General features: G+C 58.9%; 15 protein-coding genes and 1 pseudogene. 6 read left to right on the top strand and 10 right to left on the bottom strand.

Annotated elements, in window-relative coordinates; genetic code table 11:
- Positions 1 to 490 (bottom strand): annotated as a pseudogene (gene cca, locus A3730_RS16960) (multifunctional CCA tRNA nucleotidyl transferase/2'3'-cyclic phosphodiesterase/2'nucleotidase/phosphatase); the annotation flags it as partial.
- A gap of 685 nt (positions 491 to 1175) precedes the next feature.
- On the opposite strand from cca, the gene A3730_RS16965 reads away from it, so the two are divergent.
- A complete protein-coding gene (locus tag A3730_RS16965; protein WP_063519731.1) occupies positions 1176 to 2120 on the top strand; it encodes a DMT family transporter in 945 nt (314 codons plus the stop codon).
- Positions 2121 to 2137: 17 nt separating this feature from the next.
- On the opposite strand, the gene A3730_RS16970 is transcribed toward A3730_RS16965, so the two are convergent.
- From A3730_RS16970 to A3730_RS17010, 9 genes are all read right to left on the bottom strand, one after another.
- Positions 2138 to 3643 carry a SpoVR family protein gene (locus A3730_RS16970; protein WP_063538511.1) on the bottom strand — a complete coding sequence of 502 codons (1506 nt, stop codon included), beginning with the start codon at positions 3641 to 3643 and terminating at the stop codon, positions 2138 to 2140.
- Between the two features lie 2 nt (positions 3644 to 3645).
- On the bottom strand, positions 3646 to 4926 hold the full coding sequence (locus A3730_RS16975) for a YeaH/YhbH family protein (protein WP_063519733.1): 1281 nt from the start codon (positions 4924 to 4926) through the stop codon (positions 3646 to 3648).
- Between the two features lie 173 nt (positions 4927 to 5099).
- Positions 5100 to 7022, bottom strand: coding sequence for a PrkA family serine protein kinase (locus tag A3730_RS16980; RefSeq protein WP_063519734.1), 1923 nt, complete (start codon positions 7020 to 7022; stop codon positions 5100 to 5102).
- A gap of 327 nt (positions 7023 to 7349) precedes the next feature.
- Positions 7350 to 8156, bottom strand: coding sequence for a symmetrical bis(5'-nucleosyl)-tetraphosphatase (locus tag A3730_RS16985; protein ID WP_063519735.1), 807 nt, complete (start codon positions 8154 to 8156; stop codon positions 7350 to 7352).
- 126 nt (positions 8157 to 8282) lie between these two features.
- On the bottom strand, positions 8283 to 8699 hold the full coding sequence (gene apaG / locus A3730_RS16990; RefSeq protein WP_063519736.1) for a Co2+/Mg2+ efflux protein ApaG: 417 nt from the start codon (positions 8697 to 8699) through the stop codon (positions 8283 to 8285).
- A complete protein-coding gene (rsmA, locus tag A3730_RS16995; protein ID WP_063519737.1) occupies positions 8696 to 9508 on the bottom strand; it encodes a 16S rRNA (adenine(1518)-N(6)/adenine(1519)-N(6))-dimethyltransferase RsmA in 813 nt (270 codons plus the stop codon). Before rsmA ends, apaG begins: the two co-directional genes overlap by 4 nt.
- Positions 9509 to 9577: 69 nt before the next feature.
- A complete protein-coding gene (gene pdxA, locus A3730_RS17000; protein ID WP_063538513.1) occupies positions 9578 to 10585 on the bottom strand; it encodes a 4-hydroxythreonine-4-phosphate dehydrogenase PdxA in 1008 nt (335 codons plus the stop codon).
- A gap of 161 nt (positions 10586 to 10746) precedes the next feature.
- Complete coding sequence (locus tag A3730_RS17005) at positions 10747 to 12075, bottom strand: peptidylprolyl isomerase (protein WP_063521275.1); 1329 nt, start codon at positions 12073 to 12075, stop codon at positions 10747 to 10749.
- A complete protein-coding gene (locus A3730_RS17010) occupies positions 12068 to 14347 on the bottom strand; it encodes an LPS-assembly protein LptD (protein ID WP_063521274.1) in 2280 nt (759 codons plus the stop codon). The genes A3730_RS17005 and A3730_RS17010 overlap by 8 nt, the downstream gene beginning before the upstream one ends.
- A gap of 89 nt (positions 14348 to 14436) precedes the next feature.
- Between A3730_RS17010 and A3730_RS17015 the strand changes: the two genes are divergently transcribed.
- From A3730_RS17015 to A3730_RS17035, 5 genes are all read left to right on the top strand, one after another.
- Positions 14437 to 15441: an aminoglycoside phosphotransferase family protein gene (locus tag A3730_RS17015; RefSeq protein ID WP_063521273.1), complete on the top strand. Its 1005-nt coding sequence runs from the start codon at positions 14437 to 14439 to the stop codon at positions 15439 to 15441.
- Positions 15438 to 16130, top strand: coding sequence for an N-acetylmuramate alpha-1-phosphate uridylyltransferase MurU (gene murU / locus A3730_RS17020; protein WP_063538515.1), 693 nt, complete (start codon positions 15438 to 15440; stop codon positions 16128 to 16130). The genes A3730_RS17015 and murU overlap by 4 nt, the downstream gene beginning before the upstream one ends.
- A gap of 103 nt (positions 16131 to 16233) precedes the next feature.
- The gene (gene rpe / locus A3730_RS17025; protein ID WP_063521238.1) at positions 16234 to 16908 is read left to right on the top strand and encodes a ribulose-phosphate 3-epimerase; all 675 of its coding nucleotides are present in this window, start codon (positions 16234 to 16236) and stop codon (positions 16906 to 16908) included.
- A gap of 185 nt (positions 16909 to 17093) precedes the next feature.
- Positions 17094 to 17615 carry an NlpC/P60 family protein gene (locus tag A3730_RS17030; protein WP_082872434.1) on the top strand — a complete coding sequence of 174 codons (522 nt, stop codon included), beginning with the start codon at positions 17094 to 17096 and terminating at the stop codon, positions 17613 to 17615.
- Between the two features lie 328 nt (positions 17616 to 17943).
- A complete protein-coding gene (locus A3730_RS17035) occupies positions 17944 to 18399 on the top strand; it encodes a DUF2846 domain-containing protein (protein ID WP_063521239.1) in 456 nt (151 codons plus the stop codon).
- The last annotated feature ends 585 nt before the right edge of the window (positions 18400 to 18984 follow it).

The following is an 18984-nucleotide window of genomic DNA, read 5'->3' on the forward strand; positions in this document are numbered from 1 at the left end:
TGAGCTGGCGCATCAGTGTCAGGGTGTCGTCAGCGACGCGGAATCCGAGCCAGTAATAACGGGCAGCGAATCGTGCCACGCGCAATACCCGCAGCGGGTCTTCGGCAAAAGCGGGGGAAACATGCCGTAGCAAGCGGGCTTTTAGATCGACCTTGCCATGAAAAGGGTCGACCACCTCGCCACCTTCTGAGCGCGCCATGGCATTGATGGTCAGGTCGCGGCGAATCAGGTCCTCTTCCAGGGAGACATCGCTGGCGGCATGGAAGGTGAAGCCACCGTAGCCATGGCCGGATTTTCGCTCGGTGCGGGCCAGGGCGTATTCTTCCTGGGTGTCGGGGTGCAGGAATACCGGGAAATCCTTGCCCACGGGGCGAAACCCGTTGGCTTCCATTTCTTCCGGAGTGGCACCAACCACGACCCAGTCCTTTTCCGTCACGGGGAGGCCGAGCAGGGAATCCCGCACCGCACCGCCCACCAGATACACTTTCATCTTGTTTACCTGTGAGTTCTTGAGCAGAATGGTCGCATGCTTTCTATCGTACTGAAACTAAGGGGCTGAAGACGGTGCATCCTCGTCTCTGCTGGAGTTCATTTTTTTGTCTGACTGCGCTGGATGAGGCGCGGCATAGTTCGCTATGTGAGTCTCATCCAGCGCAGTCAGACGGAAAAAGGGGCCCAGCCCTTCGGGTTGCGCCTGAAAGAGCGGCACTCGTTGTTGCTCGTCGCTCATTTGGGCAAGCCAAACATCGCTCCTCGCGCCTAGATTGCCGCTCTTTCAGGCACAACAGAGGCGAGGATGCACCGACTTCAGCCCATTACTCTTTGATGCTGGTCGTCGACCGCTGTGCACGCAAATGGCGTGCGCAGGGACGACGGCTGTGTGACTGAAAGTTTCAGTTATCAAAAAAGGCCGCAGCGTCCCCGACCCGCGGCCTTTTTTCGTTTTGGGGGTTTGCAGGTCGGTTTTAGTTGCGAGTTGAAAGTTCAAAGTTGAAAAGCGCGAAATAGGGCCTTGTCACTCATTGATCGTTATCGCCGCGCTGCATGATTAATAGAGCGAAATACTCGCCGTTTGCTTGCGGCGCGGTGAATGAGGTGTTCGGTTGGCTCCTGTCTTGATCGCGCCTTTCAACTTTGAACTTTCAACTCGCTCCTCTCAAACCTAGGAGAACGACATGCCAACCCTGGCAGCGTATTTGATCGTGGTGGCGGTGTGGGCAACCACGCCGTTGGGGATTAAATGGAGTGGTGAGGCCATGGCGCCACTGGCGGCAGCCGGTGTGCGTATGGGCATCGCTGCGCTGCTGGGACTGGGCTGGTTGTGGATGAAAGGCCAGCCGTTGCCGCTGCATCGCCGGGCGCAGCTCAGCTACCTGGCGTCCCTGCCGGGTATTTTTGGAGCCATGGGCTGTAGTTATATGGCGGCGGCGCACCTGCCTTCCGGGTTGATCTCGGTGATTTTTGGCCTGGCGCCGTTACTTTCCGGGCTGATGCTGCAAGGCTTGCCGGGTGGGGTACGGCTCAATCGCTGGCATTGGAGTGCCTGCCTGATCGGCCTGGCCGGATTGGCATTGGTATTTGATGACAGCCTGCATGTGCTGGTTGCCGGGCAAGGCATGGGGGACCGGGGCGTCGGTTTGCTGTGGATGCTCAGCGCGGTGACCCTGTTTGCCGGCAGTGGCATCGCCGTGCAACGTGTGGCCGCCGGGCTGCAGCCCATGCAGCAAACCGTGGGTGGCTTGCTGTTGTCGTTACCCTGCTACGCCGTCGGCATGTTGATTACCGGGCAGACGTTGAGTTTTAGCGGTGACTATCGGGGCCTGTCCGCCATCCTGTATCTGGCGGTGTTTGGCTCGCTGTTGGGTTTTTACTGCTACTACCAGGTGCTGGCGCGCTTGCCTGCGGCCACCGTGGCGCTGGTGACGCTGATAACACCGGTGTTGGCGCTGTCGCTGGGTAGCTTGTTCAACGGCGAAAGCCTTGGTGCTTTGGTGCTGGCAGGCGCTGCATTGATTGTGCTCGCGTTGTCGCTTTTCTTGCTGGGGGATCACAAGGTGCGCCGCCAGCTGAAGCAAATGGCAGAGTCAGAGGCAGCCGCTACCCCGGATCCGGTGCCGTGATGTCAGCCTGGCCCGGATCAGGAAATAACGGTGGGCGGTGGCATGCTGAATTCGTTCAGTACGCTGCCGTGCTCAACACTTTCCAGGCGGACCTCGAACTGCCACAAGCGGTGCAGATGGCGTAGTACCTCGCGGGCACTGTTTTCATCCAGGGGCCGGCCGCTGCTGCGTTGGTGGCGCAAGGTCAGCGTGCGGTCGCCGTGGACATTGGCGTTGACCACCTGGATGTTGGGTTCCTGAATGCTCAGGTTGTATTGCTCTGCCAGCGCATCACGGACCTTGCGGTAACCTTGTTCGTTATGAATGGCGCCCACTTCCACGTAGTCGTTACGGTCGTCGTCAGCGATCTGGAAAAACTTGAAATAGCGGATCAGGCGCGGCGAAAGAAACTGCTGAATAAAGCTCTCGTCCTTGAAGCTTTCCATGGCGAATTTCACCGTGGCCAACCAATCCGATCCGGCGATTTCCGGGAACCATTCCCGGTCTTCGTCGTCCGGGGTTTCGCAGATGCGGCGGATGTCCTGGAACATGTTGAAACCCAGGGCGTAGGGATTCATGCCGCTGTAGAAGGGGGCAGTGAACGGCGGCTGGTAAATCACCTGGCTATGGTTCTGGAGAAATTCAAGCATGAAGCCATCCGTGACTTTCCCCTGATCATAAAGATCGTTCAGCAAGGTGTAGTGCCACAGGCAGGCCCAGCCTTCGTTCATTACCTTGGTCTGGCGCTGGGGGTAAAAGTACTGGGCCATCTTTCGCACGATACGGATGATTTCCCGCTGCCAGGGCGCCAGTAAGGGGGCGTTTTTTTCGAGGAAGTAGAGCAGGTTTTCCTGGGGCTCAGCCGGAAAGTTCGGGGTCTCCTCGCGTAATTGAACGGCAGGCTGTAACTGCGGGAAAGTGCGCCAGAGTTCCGAAATCTGTTTCTGCAGTGACGCTTCCCGTTCCCGTTGCCGGCGTTTTTCCTCCACGGCGGAAATGGGCGAAGGGCGCTTGTAGCGGTCCACCCCGTAGTTCATCAGCGCGTGACAGGAATCCAGGGTTTCCTCCACGGCCTTGACGCCATGGCGTTGCTCACAGTCCGCAATATAGTTTCGGGCGAATACCAGGTAATCGATGATGGACGAGGCATCTGTCCAGGTTTTGAAAAGGTAGTTGTTCTTGAAGAATGAATTATGTCCATAGCTGGCATGGGCGATGACCAGCGCCTGCATGGTGATGTTGTTTTCTTCCATCAGGTAGGCGATGCAGGGGTCGGAGTTGATCACGATTTCATAGGCCAGGCCCATATGCCCGCGCCGGTAACGCCCCTCGACTTCCACGAACTGTTTGCCGAATGACCAGTGGTTGTAGCCTACCGGCATGCCCACGGAAGAATAGGCATCCATCATTTGTTCGGACGAAATGACCTCGATCTGGTTGGGGTAGGTGTCGAGGCCATATTTGTTATGGGCCAGATCCGCAATGGCTTCGTCGTAGCGGGCCAGTAATTCAAAATCCCAGTCAGAGCCCTCTGAAAGAAACATGCTCAGGTCTCCATGCGTTTTTTGAACAGCTCGCGAAATACCGGATAAATCTCCCCGGGCTCATCAATCTGGGCCATGGAAAAAGCAGACGGGTGTCGCTGCATAATGTTCTGGTAGTGGTCCCAGAGCGCCTGATGAGCCCGTGGCATGACCTCCACGTAGGAAAAGTACTGCAGCTTGGGAAGCAGTTCGTCTTCGATCAGTTTGGCGCAGGCGGGTGAGTCATCGTTCCAGTTATCACCGTCGGAGGCCTGGGCGGCATACAGGTTCCATTCGTTAACCGGATAGCGTTCCTCGATGATGTCGCGGGTTAGCTTCAGCGCGCTGGATACGATGGTGCCGCCGGTTTCCCGGGAGTAGAAAAATTCTTCTTCATTAACTTCCTTGGCGCTGGTGTGGTGTCGGATAAAGACCACCTCGGTGTGCTCGTAGTTACGCTCAAGGAACAGGTAGAGAAGCAGAAAGAAACGTTTGGCCAGGTCTTTCATGTCCTGATTCATGGAGCCGGACACATCCATGATGCAGAACATGACCGCCCGGCTGACCGGCACCGGGACTTTGACATGATGGTTGTAGCGCAGGTCCACCGTGTCCAGAAAGGGAATGCGTTCTACCCGGCGTTCCAGTCGGGCGATCTGTTCATCCAGCTCCTGCAAGCGTGCTTGCCGTTGTGGCGACTGATCCTGTTCGAGAAGCGCATCCCGTTCGGCTTTCAGGGTGCGTATTTTCTTGCGCGTGGCGGCGGTGAGGGCGCGGCGGCGCATGGAGGCCTGGCGCATGGAGCGGACGATATTGATTTTGGCGGGCATGCCCTGGCTGACGATGCCGCCGTGACGATGTTGAAAGATCTGTGCCCCTTCCAGGTGACGCTTGAGAAGATTGGGCAGCTCCAGGTCTTCAAACAGGAAATTGAGGAACTCCTGTTTGTCGATTTCGAAGGCGAACTCGTCATTGCCCTCGCCCTGATCACTGGCCTGGCCCTCACCAGACCCACCTCCGCCGCCACCGTCCGGGCGGCGAATGCGGTCTCCCTGATGAAATTCCTGGTTGCCCGGGTGGACGATGCTGCGTTGCCCGCCGGGGCCGTGATGGAAAATGGGTTCGGACAGGTCCTTGCGGGGAATGCTTATCCGCTCACCTTGCTCCATGTCCTTGATGGAACGGCGGCTGACCGCATCGTTGACGGCATCGCGAATGTGCGAACGATAGCGGCGCAGGAAGCGCTGCCGGTTAACGGTGCTTTTGCGTTTATCGTTCAGGCGACGGTCAATAATGTAGCTCATGGGCTTCCTCCGGAAGCAGCTTCAGGCGACACGCTTGACGCAACAACGTGGGTGGGACTTGGGCGTTTTTTGACGTTGTCTCCGCGATCGCGCCAAGGCGTAGAGAGAGCAATGCGTAACGCTAAAACCGTTATTTCGTGTTGTTGCGTGTTACGTGAAGCATGCTGCGTCTCCTATTGCGCCTTACGCACCCGCAGGTACCACTCGGACAGCAGGCGTACCTGCTTTTCCGTGTAGCCGCGGGAGACCATGCGTTGCACGAAGTTATTGTGTTTACGCTGGTCGTCCTCGCTGCCTTTGGCGTTAAAGGAAATGACGGGCAGCAGGTCTTCGGTGTTGGAGAACATTTTCTTTTCGATCACATCGCGCAGTTTCTGGTAGCTGAGCCAGCTGGGGTTCTTGCCGTGGTTGTTGGCGCGGGCACGAAGGACGAAGTTGACCACTTCGTTGCGGAAGTCCTTGGGGTTGGAGATGCCGGCCGGTTTTTCGATTTTTTCCAGGTCTTCATTGAGCGCCTGGCGGTCGAATATTTCACCGGTATCCGGGTCGCGGAACTCCTGATCCTGAATCCAGAAGTCTGCATAGATGACGTAGCGGTCGAAAATGTTCTGGCCATACTCGGAATAAGATTCGAGATAAGCAGTCTGGATTTCCTTGCCGATGAACTCTACGTAGCGCGGCACCAGGTATTCCTTGATAAAGCGACGGTATTGTTCTGATTTTTCCTGCGGGAACTGTTCCTGCTCAATGCGCTGCTCGAGCACATGAATCAGGTGCACCGGGTTGGCTGCTACCTCCGAGTGGTCATAGTTGAATACCTTGGAGAGAATCTTGAAAGCAAAACGGGTGGAGAGCCCGGCCATGCCCTCATCCACGCCGGCCATGTCGCGGTACTCCTGCATGGATTTGGCGTGGGGGTCCACGTCTTTCAGGTTCTCGCCGTCATAAACGCGCATCTTTGAATAAATGCTGGAGTTCTCCGGTTCTTTCAGCCGGGTAAGTGTGGAGAATTGTGCAAGCATGTGCAGGGTATCCGGGGCGCAGTGGGCATCACGCAGGCTGGAGTTGCGCAACAGCTTGTCGTAGATCAGCACCTCTTCGGTGACGCGCAGGCAATAGGGCACCTTGACGATATAGACCCGGTCGATAAAGGCTTCGTTGTTCTTGTTGTTGCGGAAGCTATGCCACTCGGCTTCGTTGGAATGCGCCAACACCATGCCATCGAAAGGGATGGCGCCCATGTGCTCGGTGCCGTTGTAGTTTCCTTCCTGGGTGGCTGTGAGCAATGGGTGCAACACCTTGATCGGTGCCTTGAACATTTCCACGAACTCAAGCAGGCCCTGGTTGGCCCGGCACAGCCCCCCGGAAAAAGAGTAGGCGTCCGGATCATCCTGGGAGAAGTCCTCCAGCTTGCGAATATCCACCTTGCCCACCAGGGCGGAAATGTCCTGGTTGTTTTCATCACCGGGTTCGGTTTTGGCCACCGCGATCTGGTCGAGAATGGAGGGGTAGCGTTTTACCACGCGAAACTGGCTCAGGTCGCCACCGAATTTATGCAAACGCTTGACCGCCCAGGGGGACATGATGGTGCGGATATAACGGCGGGGAATACCGTATTCCTCTTCGAGGATGGGGCCGTCTTCTTCCGGGTTGAATAGTGTCAGTGGCGAGTCGTTTACCGGCGAGCCCTTGAGCGCATAGAAGGGCACTTTCTGCATCAGCGCCTTGAGCTTTTCGGCCAGGGAGGATTTGCCGCCACCCACCGGCCCAAGCAAATAGAGAATCTGTTTCTTTTCTTCCAGGCCCTGGGCGGCGTGCCGGTAGTAGCTGACGATGTTTTCGATGACGTCTTCGAGCCCGTAGAACTCGTCGAAGGCGGGGTAGCGGCGGATAATCTTGTTGGAGAAGATTCGTGACAGGCGAGGGTCTTGCGCGGTATCGACCATTTCCGGTTCGCCGATGGCCATCAGCATGCGCTCAGCGGCAGTGGCGTAAGCGCTGGGGTCGTTCTTGCACAGTTCCAGGTACTCTTCCAGCGACATTTCTTCTTGCTGGGTCGCATCAAACCGGGCCTGGTAGTGGCTGATTATACTCATGCCTGCTTCCTCCTGGCGGAACGCACATTGTCACAACAAAACTACATGAAGGGTTTTTCCTTTATCGATAAAAGTCAGTCGGCTATGGCGTTAAGAAAGGGGGAAACGGGCTGCGCGTCATCGCCGCCTGAACGCATGTCTTGGCTTTAGCATGGAACCAAACGGCGGAACAAGTCAAAGAAAAGCGGGCAACTTTTTTTAAAAAAATGACGAGGTGTCGGTAACGTTGACCAGGCGTGTTGTGCGGTCGCCGGGCGGGTTTCCCCGCAGGCATAAGGGAACCTGCGGATGGCGGAAAGGAAACGACTCGTGGTGCTTAACGACGGATTAGCAGTCGCACTGGATGCGTACCTGATCGTCCAGGCGCAATGCTGTCAAAGTGCCACCCCAGACGCAGCCGGTATCCAGTGCGTCGACCTTGTCGACTCCGCTGTGGCCTTCCAGGGCAGCCCAGTGACCGAACAGGATGCGGGTGTCGGTGAGTACCCGGCGGGGGTGCAGGAACCAGGGCATGAACCCGGCGGGGGGCTGGTCGGGCTCGCCTTTGCTGGTCAGGTCCAGCTCGCCGTCCTGATCCACGAAACGCATGCGGGTGAAGTGGTTGGTGATCACCCGCCAGCGGTCCGTGCCGCTGAGTTGTTCGTCCCAGCCGGCGGGGGTGTTGCCGTACATATGGGTGAAGAAGGTGTCGGCGGCGTCGCTGCGGAGCACGGTTTCCACTTCTGCGGCCCGCCGGCTGGCCTGCTCCAGTGACCACAATGGCGGAATGCCAGCGTGGGTCATTACTGCGTTGTGTTCCGGCAGGGGAATCAGCAGGGGCTGTTGTTGTAACCAACCGAGCAGTTCGGCGCGATCCGGTGCATCGAGGATCTCGCTGAGGGTATCTTTGCGTTTGCTGCGGGAGGTGCCGTCGGCCACCGCCAGCAGATGCAGGTCATGGTTGCCCAGCACGGTATGCACGTTGTCACGCAGGGCGTGGACGCGGCGCAGGGTGCCCAGCGAGTCCGGCCCCCGATTGACCAGATCCCCGGCCAGAAACAGGCGGTCACGATCGGCGTTGAAGCCGATTTTCTCCAGCAGACAGTCAAACGCGCCCAGACAGCCCTGCAGGTCACCAATGGCGTAGTCGCTCATAAGGCGCCTCCGGTGATAAACCGGACGCAGGATGCCTGATGCCTGACGCTCCCGCTGTGGCGGGTTTGAAAAATGATGGCCGGAACGGCCATGCGTCGGGCGTCAGGCCTTGGGCATCCTGCGTAATCAGTGCAATGCATGCGGTACCGCAAGGGTGAAGGCGGGGATTTGTGCGTCAAAGTGGATGCCATCTTCGCCAATCATCTGGTAACTGCCACGCATGCTGCCCACTTCGGTTTCCAGGATGGCGCCGCTGGTGTAGCGGAAGGTCTGGCCGGGGGCGATATGGGGCTGTTCGCCGATGACGCCTTCGCCGTGGACTTCCTGTACGCGCTCGTCACCATCGGTGATCACCCAGTGGCGGGTGAGCAGGCGGGCGCTGACGGCGCCCTGATTGTGGATGCTGATGTGGTAGGCAAAGACCCAGCGATCGCTTTCTGCGTCGCTCTGGTCTGGCAGGAATTCGGTTTCCACGGATACCCGGATGTCGTGGCGGGAGTCGCCGTTGGCGGTATCGCTGTTGCCTTGTTCGGTGACGCTCATGGCGTGCTTTCTCCCTTGTCTTCGTCGGCGTTCGGGCGGCTGATGTTCGCCAGTGCCACATAATCGGCCACGGACAGCTGGTCCGGGCGCAGGCCGGCATCAATGCCAAGCGCTTCGAATTGTTCGGCGCTAACCCAGGATTTTAACCCATTACGGATGGCCTTGCGCCGTTGGGTGAAGGCCTGGGCCACCAGTTTGCGCAGGTGGTCTTCGTCATCCGCCGGATGTGGCGGGCTGGCATGGGGAATCAGCCGGACCACGGCGGAGTCCACCCGGGGAGGAGGGCTGAATGCTTCCGGAGGCACAAAGAACAGGTAATCCGCCTGACAGTGATACTGGACCATGATCGACAGGCGCCCCCAGTCGCGGGTGCCGGGGCTGGCGGTGAGCCGTTCAACAACTTCCTTTTGCAGCATGAAGGTCATGTCGCTGATGGCGTCGGCCTGGGCGAGCAGGTGAAAGATCAGCGGGGTGGAGATGTTGTAAGGCAGGTTGCCGATCACCCGCAGGGGCTTGTCCGCCGGTTTCAGGGTGCGGAAATCAAACCGCAGGGCGTCGCTTTCGTGAATGGTCAGCCGGTCGGGGGTGTTTTCCTGGCGCAGCAGGGCGATCAGGTCCCGGTCCAGCTCGACCACATGCAAATGCGGGATCTCTTCCAGCAAGGGGTAAGTCAGGGCGCCCCGGCCCGGCCCGATTTCCACCAGGGTGTCGCCCGCCTGCAGGCCCAGGGTGCGGATCATGCGGTCGACCAGGTTGCGGTCGTGCAGGAAGTGCTGGCCAAAGCGTTTACGGGTGCGGTGTTCTGTCATAGCGGGTCTCAGGTCGGGGCCGGGTGGTGTGTCTTGTCCGTGTTTTATCAATGCGCAATCAGCGCAGCCTCAGGCATCAGATTGCGCTGAGGCCAGCGCCAATGCCTGGCGCGTGGCGGCGATCAGGCTGCCGGCGCTGGCTGTGCCACTGCCTGCCAGGTCGAAGGCGGTGCCATGGTCCACGGAGGTGCGTATGAAAGGCAACCCCAGGGTGATGTTGATGGCTTCGCCAAAACCGGCGTATTTGAGCACGGGCAGGCCCTGGTCATGATACATGGCCAGTACCGCATCGTGCTGTTCCAGTAGATGTGGCTGGAAGGCGGTGTCGGCGGGTAGCGGGCCGGTGAGGGCCATGCCCTGGGCGCGCAGCTGTTCCAGCGTGGGGATGATCACATCCAGTTCTTCGCGCCCCAGATGCCCGCCTTCGCCGGCATGGGGGTTGAGCCCCAGTACCATGATGCGAGGCTCGGCAATCCGGTATTTGCCGATCAGATCGTCACGGAGAATGGTCAGGGTGCGTATCAGGCTCGCCGGGGTAATTGCCGCCGGTACCTGACTCAGGGGCAGGTGAGTGGTGGCCAGGGCCACCCGCAAATCCTGCTTTTGGGCCGGGGCGGTGAGCATCATCACCACCTGCGCCCCCCCCGCCTGTTCAGCGAGAAACTCGGTGTGCCCGGTGAAGGTGGGGTCGGCGCCCTCACAAATCACATTCTTGGCCACCGGGGCGGTGACCATGGCCGAGAAGGTGCCGTCCAGGCAGCCCTGGGCGGCGCGGGTAAGCATGGTGAGTGTGCCGCTGGCGGTGGCCGGATTCGGCTGGCCAGCGGTGACGCTGGCGCCGGCGGGGGTATGCCAGACCGGCAGGCAGCCTGTGGGGAGTGGCTGGCCGGGTTGCCAGTCGCCCAGCGGCACCGTCAGGGCCAGTTGCTGCGCCCGTTCGGTCAGCACCTGGCGATCGCCGATAACCACCAGCGGGGCGTCGGCAAAAGCATCCGGCAGGGTCAGGACCAGATCCGGCCCGATCCCTGCCGGGTCACCATAGGTGATGGCGATAGGTGATGGCGGCGCGAGAGACATGGGTTAGCAGAATGCCGGAGGCTGGGCCCCGGAAGCCAATGCCCTCTCCCTCTCCCGCAAACGGGAGAGAGCACCCTCTAGCTTGTGCTGGAAGGAATGGCGCTGCGTTTTAGCACGGCCAAGCGTTGTCCGGCATCTGGCATCCGGCGTCAGGCGTTCCGTCATAGCCTGATATCCACATAGGACTCGCTGCGTTTTTCCTGCACCCAGGTTTCCAGCTCTTCTTCGAAGCGGCGTTTCTGCAGGGCCTGGGTGGCCTGCATACGGCGGAATTCGGCGCTCATGTCCGCATCACGCACATCGTCTACGCGCAGGAAGTGCCAGCCGAACTGGCTTTCGAACACCGGGGACAGCTCACCCACGGGGGTGTTGAGCATCATGTCTTCGAATTCGGGGACCATTTCGCCTTTGTTGACCCAGCCCAGTTCACCGCCATTGCGGGCGCTGCCCGGGTCGTCGGAGAATTCAGCGGCGGTCTCGCTGAACTGGCGGCTGCCTGCGGCGATTTCGTCGTGGAGCCGTATCGCCTGCTTGTGGGCTTGCTCGGCGCTGGTCAGGGCGTCGGTTTTGATCAGTACATGGCGAACCTGATATTGCGTCACCACTTTTTCGGCGCCGCCCTTGCGGTCGATCATCTTCAGAATATGGAAACCCGCACCGGAACGCAGTGGCTCGGAAATCTCGCCTTTATTCAGGTCGATGGCATTTTCCGCAAACAGGGTGGGCCATTGGGCCGCCGGGCGCATGCCCAGATCGCCGCCTTCCAACGCTTTGGGGCCATCGGATTCGGCCACCGCCAGTTGCTGGAAGTTACCACCGTCATTGAGTTTTTTGACGATGCTTTCGGCTTTGCTGCGGGCCTGGGTGATGTCCTCCGGGCTGGCTTCAGCCGGTACGCGGACCAGGATGTGGCCCAGGTGGAAGTCTTCCTGGAACATCTGTTTGCCCATTTCCGAGCTCAGGAAGCGATCCACTTCCCGGTCGGTTACCTGAATGCGAGAGGCGACGCTGCGCTGTTGCAGGCGGGAGATCACCATGTCTTCGCGGATTTGTTCGCGGAACTGGGGCCAGTCGTAGCCGTCTTCGCGCAGGGCGGTGGCAAAGTCTTCCAGGCTCATGCCATTCTGGCGGGCGATGCCGGCCAGGGCCTGGTTGAGGCTGGCGTCGTCGACCTTGATGCCGGCCCGTTCAGCCAGTTGCAGCTGCAGGCGTTCCAGCACCATACGGTCGAGCACCTGTTCGCGCATCACTGCCGGGGGCGGCAGTTGCTGGCCTTTTTCCTGAAACTGCAGGGCGATGGTGTTGATCCGCTCATCCAGTTCGCTGGCCATGATGGCGCCGTCGTTAACCACGGCGACGATGCGGTCGAGCATCTGCACCTTGGCCTGGCTCCAGGCCGGCAACATCAGCACGGCCATGGCCAGCAGGCCAAGCAGGGTGTGTCTGGCATGCAGCGTGCGGCGTGCAGCGTGCTGCGTTCTATCAATCATACTGTCTCCTGTATCCCGGAATGCTGCGCTCCAGCAGGGAATCCACCTGGCCGCCAAAGCCGCCCAGGCCGATCATCTGGATCTGGAACCAGATGGTGCTGTCCGCCTCGAGGTTGCCGTCGCCGTTGTCATCCACCAGCTCGCGCTGGCTGAGCAGTCGCAGCTTCCAGCAGCAATTACGGTATTCGGCACCGGCCATGGTTTCCAGTGTGCGCTGGTTGTCCAGGTCGTACATCCAGCGGCCAACCAGCCGCCAGTGTCGGTGAACCGGCAGAATAGCGCTGACTTCCGATTCGCGGATGTCGTCTGCCGGGCGGTCGTGATAGCCCAGGTTGACGACGCGGCGCTCCCGGTCGTTATAGCCGATCTGGAAGTTGGACCGTTCGCGCTTGTTCTCTTCGGTATCCCACTGGGCTTCTGAGTAGAGGTACCAATCGCGTGCAAAGTTCCAGCGGGCGTCGCCGATAACCGGGGTCTGGTCGTCGGTGGGGTCTTCCACGGCCCGGTCGGTAATCACTTTGCGGTCTTCAAAATAGAAGCCCTGGGCCACGCGCAGGCGCAGCTGCTCGCGGCCGGTGCCATCATGCAGGAAGCGGCTGGTCAGGCCTACCGCCAATTTTTCTTCGTCGCCAATACGGTCGTAACCGATGAAGCGGTTTTCCCGGAATAGGGAATTGTAGGAGAAGGTCAGCTCGCCGGAATCGAAGTTGGGGAGTTCGCTCTGGTCTTCGTAGGCCACCTTGTTGAGGAACAGGCGCGGTTCCAGGGTTTGGGTATAGGTGGAGCCGAACCAGTTGCCGGGGCGCTCGAAGAACAGGCCGGAGTCCAGGCTGGCGCCCCAGGTGGTCATGTCCGGGCTGTCTTCAGCATTGGCGTCCACGTTATCGAGCTGGTATTGGGTGTGGTACAGCCGGGTGCGGGGTTCCACATAGCCCCAGGGTTTTTGCAGGCGCATGGTCAGGGCCGGGGCCATGTGGCCACGCAGGCCGGTGGCTTTGCCGCTGTCGTCGGAGTCACTGCGGTCGAAGGCGGTAACGTCGGATAGCCACAGCCCTTTCACCGGGCCGTAGAGTGTCGGGTCGCCGGTCAATTGCAGCTGGGGCAGGCGCCGGTAGGGCAGGTCGGCGTCATCCAGGGTCGGGTCGATGGTCTGCCAGGATTGCAGCCGGCCCAGTACCTGCCAGGTGCGCCCGTAGTAGCGGGCCTCTGCCAGCCGGGGCAGGTGGGTCTGGGAGCTGATTTCCAGCCCGGTATCCAGATCCTTGAAGTAGAAGTCATCGGAGACATAGGTGAAATCGGTCTCCAGGCTCCAGCGGTTGATGTTGCCGTTATGCGTCCAGCGGCCCACCTGGCGATTTTCGTTGTCGAACTTGCGGTCATTGAACAGCACGCCATAGCTGAGGCTGCCTTCGCCCCAGCGGGACAGGTAGCGGAATTCGCTGTCCACGCCGCTGCCCCGGCCGTCGATATAGCGGGGGGCGATGGTGGCGTCGAACTGTGGATGCAGGTTCAGGTAAATGGGCTGGGAGATATCCAGCCCACCACTGTCACCCACGGACAGGGTCGGGAACAGCAGGCCGCTCTTGCGCCGGTCATCAATGGGGAAGGTCATCCAGGGCAGCCAGAAAATCGGCATGCTCTTGACCTTCAGCACCACGTTGTTGGCTTCACCCCAGCCCTTGTCCCGGTCCAGAAAAATACGGTCGCCCTGCATCACCCAGCCGTTGGAACCGGGGGCGCAGGTGGTATAGGTGCCGTTGGTGATGGTGGTGGTGTTCTGGTTCAGGAAGATATAATCGGCGTTGCCGCGGGCGCCATTGTCGAACATGGAGTAACGCACGCCTTGCAGGCTACCTTCCTTGCGGCGGGTCTGGCCGCTCATGTTGTCGGCAATAAAGGTGGCGCGGTCACTTTCCAGGCGCATGCCACTTTCCAGCTCGAACTTGCCGGTGGCTTGATCGAGCTCGGCAATGTCGGTGGTAATACGACGGCCGGGCTGTTCAATCAGCACATCGCCATCCAGTTTAATCAAGCCGTCCTGGGTAAGCGTGGAGTGATCGGCGGTCACCACGGTATCGCTGCCCGCTACGGGGGTGCCGATACTGGGGTTATAGTAGATGCCACCGCACCACTCGGGTATCGGGCGCTGCTGCACGGCAGGGAACGTGGCCATCTCTTCGCGGTCAACCCAGTTCAGGTCGTTTTCCGCAAGGCTGGCCCCTGAGGCAAGCAGCAGGGCAGGAATCAATAATCGTGGTATGGGCAGTGGCATCAGCTGCTCAGAACAGGTAAAAAGGCCGCTTTATGGCGGGCGGGCTTTCCGTCCACCAAAAGCGGCAGTGTAATCGAACAAGGAAGGCAATGCAGCCTGATAAAAGTAAATCTGAAGCAAGCCCGGACCCGAGAAAGCACGCTCTTGACCAGTGGGTAAGCGCTTACCTTGGTGAGCCTGTGGCCGGTGAACCTGCGTCAGCGGACGCCAGCTTCCGCCGCTATTTCCGTTATTTTCACGGCGATACTAGCCTGGTAGCCATGGATGCCCCGCCGGAACAGGAAGATTGTCGCCCCTTCGTGGATATTGCCGAGCGCCTGAAACAGGCCGGCCTGCACGTGCCGGCCATTGTTCATCAGGATTTGCAGCAGGGCTTTTTGCTGCTCAGTGATATGGGCACGCAGACCTGGCTGAACGCCCTGACCGAAGCCAATGCCAACGACTGGTACAGCGCTGCCATCGATGCCCTGATTACCCAGCAATTGCATACCGATACCACCGGCTTGCCGCAGTACGACGAAGCGTTGTTGCAGCGGGAGCTGGAACTGTTTCCGCAGTGGTACCTGTTCCGCCACCGCGAAAAGGTGGTGACCGGGGAACTGCGCCAGCGGCTGGACCGGGTGTTCGACGTGCTGATTCGCTCTGCCCTGGCGCAGCCCCAGGTGTTTGTGCACCGCGACTATATGCCGCGCAATTTGATGGTGTCTGAGCCGAATCCCGGGGTGATCGACTTCCAGGATGCGGTGGCCGGGCCGATCAGCTATGACGTGATCAGTCTGTTCAAGGATGCCTTCCTGAGCTGGCCGGAAGAGCGGGTGCTTAGCTGGCTGCGCGAATATTTCGACAAGGCCAGGGCGGCAGGCTTGCCGGTACCGGCGTCCTTTGAGGACTTCCTGCGCGATTGCGATTTGATGGGCGCCCAGCGCCATATCAAGGTGATCGGTATCTTTGCCCGCATCTGTCACCGCGATGGCAAGCCCAAGTACCTGGGCGATGTGCCCCGTTTCTTTGCCTACCTGCGCACGGTCATCGCCCGTCGCCCGGAGCTGGCGGACCTGCAGTGGATTCTGGACCAGATCGAGGATAACGAGTGAAGGCGATGATTCTGGCTGCCGGCTACGGCAAGCGCATGCGGCCACTCACCGACCACACCCCCAAACCGTTATTGCAGGCCGGTGGTAAGGCGCTCATCGAATACCACATCGAGGCCCTGCGCGACGCCGGTATCGAGTCCCTGGTGATCAACACCGGCTGGCTGGGCGAGACGCTGGCGGCCACGCTGGGTGACGGTGCCCGCTACGGCATTCCCATCGTTTACTCCCACGAAGGCACGCCCCTGGAAACCGCCGGGGGCATCAAGCGCGCGCTGTCGTTGCTGGGCGATCAGCCCTTTGCGCTGGTCAACGGCGATATCTGGACCGATTTTGATCTGTCCCGGCTGGTGGAGGATCGCCCGGACCCGGTGCATCTGGTGCTGGCGGATAACCCGGCGCACCACCCGCAAGGGGATTTTCATCTGACAGACGCCGGTCGGTTGCGCGATAATGCCGAGCCCAGGCTCACCTATGCCGGCATTGGCCGCTTTGATCCCGCCGTGTTCGCCAACCTGCCCGACGGTGTAGCGAAACTGGCGCCGCTATTGCGGGCGGCCATGGCGGAAAACGCGGCCAGCGGTGAACACCACCGCGGCCAGTGGTGGGATATCGGCACCCCGGAACGTCTGGATGAACTGGATCGATTGCTGAATAGCGCCGGAATGACACAAGCCATTCCGGGAGAGTGACGAATTTCGAGAAGCGAGTATCGAAAGGACAAACCACAGCCTTGGATCTTGCTTTTCGCAACTCGAAACTCGCCACTCGCAACTGTTTTTATGAGGATGCCCCATGCCCAAGCAGGATTATCTGATCGCCCCCTCCATCCTTGCCGCCAACTTTGCCCGTCTGGGTGAAGAGTGCGACGCGGTGCTGGCGGCCGGCGCCGATGTGATCCATTTCGACGTGATGGACAACCATTACGTGCCCAACCTGACCATCGGCCCCATGGTCTGCAAGGCCCTGCGCGACCACGGCATCACCGCCCCCATCGACGTGCACCTGATGGTCAGCCCGGTGGATGAGCTGATCAGCATGTTCGCCGAAGCCGGCGCCAGCTATATCACCTTCCACCCGGAAGCCAGCCAGCACGTGGACCGCTCCCTGCAGCTGATCAAGAGCTACGGCTGCAAGGCCGGCCTGGTGCTCAACCCGGCCACTCGCCCCGACTGCCTGGAATACGTGATGGACAAGCTGGACATGATCCTGCTGATGAGCGTGAACCCGGGCTACGGCGGCCAGAAATTCATTCCTTCCACCCTGGACAAGACCCGCGTCGTGCGCCAGCTGATCGACGCCAGCGGCTACGATATCCGCCTGGAAGTGGATGGCGGCGTCTCCGAAAAGAACATCCGTGAAGTCGCCGCCGCCGGCGCCGACACCTTCGTGGCCGGCTCCGCCATCTTCGGCAAAGACGACTACGCCACCGTCATCCAGCAAATGCGCGACGAGCTGGCCCAGGCCTAACAGCGAACCCATTGTAGGAGCGCCACTTGAGGCGCGAACCTGAGCCAAAGCGAAGGATCGGTTGAATGCCCTCGCCAAAGCTCGGGATCGCGCCTCAAGTGGCGCTCCTGCATCAAGATGGTTCTTATGGAACCTTCCCGCCGCCCGGCTGCCTGACTCCTTAAGTCAGCCATCACTATCACGCCATGCCCCGCTATACCGCCATTCCTGTCCGGCTTCCCTGCCTGCTCCTGGTATTAACCAGCCTGGCAGCCTGCAGCCTGGTGCCCGCCGAACGGCAATCCCCACAACCTGAAATAGCGGAAACCCCGCAGGAGCTGCCGCCCCGGCAGACCCTGATCCTCGACAGCCTGCTCGCCCAGAAAGAAGACTGGCAGGGCGTGCCTTATCAATACGGTGGCCTCAGCACGCAAGGCGTGGACTGTTCTGGCTTCGTCTATCTCACCTTCCTTTCGCAGCTGAACATGAAAGTCCCCCGCACCACCTCCGCCCTGATGCAGGAAGGCGAGCCTGTGGCCCGCAACGAACTGGAAGTGGGCGACCTGGTGTTCTTCAAAACCGGACCGGGCAATCGCCACGTGGGAATCTATATGGGTGGGGATGAATTTATGCATGCGTCGGTGAGTAGTGGCGTCATGCAGTCGTCGCTCAACAATCCCTATTGGAGTCAGCGGTATTGGAAGGCCAGGCGGCTGGTGAATCGGTAGCGCACGTTCGGTATTACTCTTAAGAAATTACCTGGATTTTCCGCGTCTCCAGAAGTCATAGCATCAAGGGAAACCCGCAAGAAAAGCGGCAATCCTTGCCGCCAAGAAGCCTCCTGCCTAGGCCTTTTCGTTTATTGAATTCCCGCCCGTTTTCATCCACGCGCAAGTTGAACTTGTAGGATATGGCTTACATATTTTTGTAAGTGTTTGAGATAGGGTTGGTTTTTAAGCAGAGGCCGGGGTTCAGATTAGCGCTGCATTCAGCAGGACTTGCTCTCAGCCTCTTATTTTCGATTTGTTACTGGGGTTTTTTTTAAAAGGAAGGGTTATGAAGTTGGTTATAAAAACAGTCATCATTGCGTTATCAATGTCATTTTTTTGGGGGTGCACTATCGCCACGCCGGTTGTGTCCAGCGGGAAATATGAGGGGATGGCTAATGATGACCCTGCCATGAGCAAAGTCTACGTATATAGAGATCAGGCGTTTGCTGGTGGGACTAATCAATATGATGTGATGGTAAATGGTGTCCTGTCTGGGTCATTGCCTAACGGTTCATTCTTCGACACTGAGGTTGAGCCCGGCGATACCAAAGTGGAGCCAAGAACATTGACCTCCTTTGGGTTTGGTAAAGGTGTTTCCAGCATGACCGACCCCGGTGGGGTTTACTGTTTTAAGCTAACGTTGAACTTCTGTCTCCAGTGTAAAAGCGCTGATATAAGTCCAGTTGAGACTGAGCAATGCGAAAACGAGATTCAAAGTCTTAATAAAGTTGAGTTGAAGTGACATGAATAGAATGATTCAGATCTTGCCCTATGTCCCAAGTGGCAAAAGGAACGCCCTGACCCCGGAATTAAAATTTTAGGAGCGGGTATGTTCTGGGTTCAATTACTCGGCATGGTGATGGCTATAGGTACTGCTTTCTACTTACACTCCTACTTTAAATTGCTCAATATTATCCGAAAGGAGTGTCCTGATCTAATAGAGGAGACGCGAGCTAAAGGAGTTTTGTACGAGGGATCCCGATCGAGCCAAGATCCAAGAATAGTTGCTCTTGTTTTGAGGTATGCATTTGGATCTGGGTGGAAACTTTTATCCAGCCAAGATGTAAAAAAATATGCGATCCGTATACGTGTTACTTTTTCATTGGTGCTGACTGTGTTTTCTGCTCTGGTTGTTGCCGCTGCTAGCTCTTAAAGATAAACAAAGAGGCGGATTCAAGATGCGAGATCTCGAGGGTGTTCAAAACTCTGTGTCACAGCCAGCAGCCTCACAGGCTGATGTATTTGTCCAGGCGCTCGGGGAAGTGGATGGCCATCTGTGACAGCGTCAGATTCCAGTTCTGCACCGGGTGGGTCCAGCGCTCGGATG

Source organism: Alcanivorax sp. HI0044 (assembly GCF_001634945.1).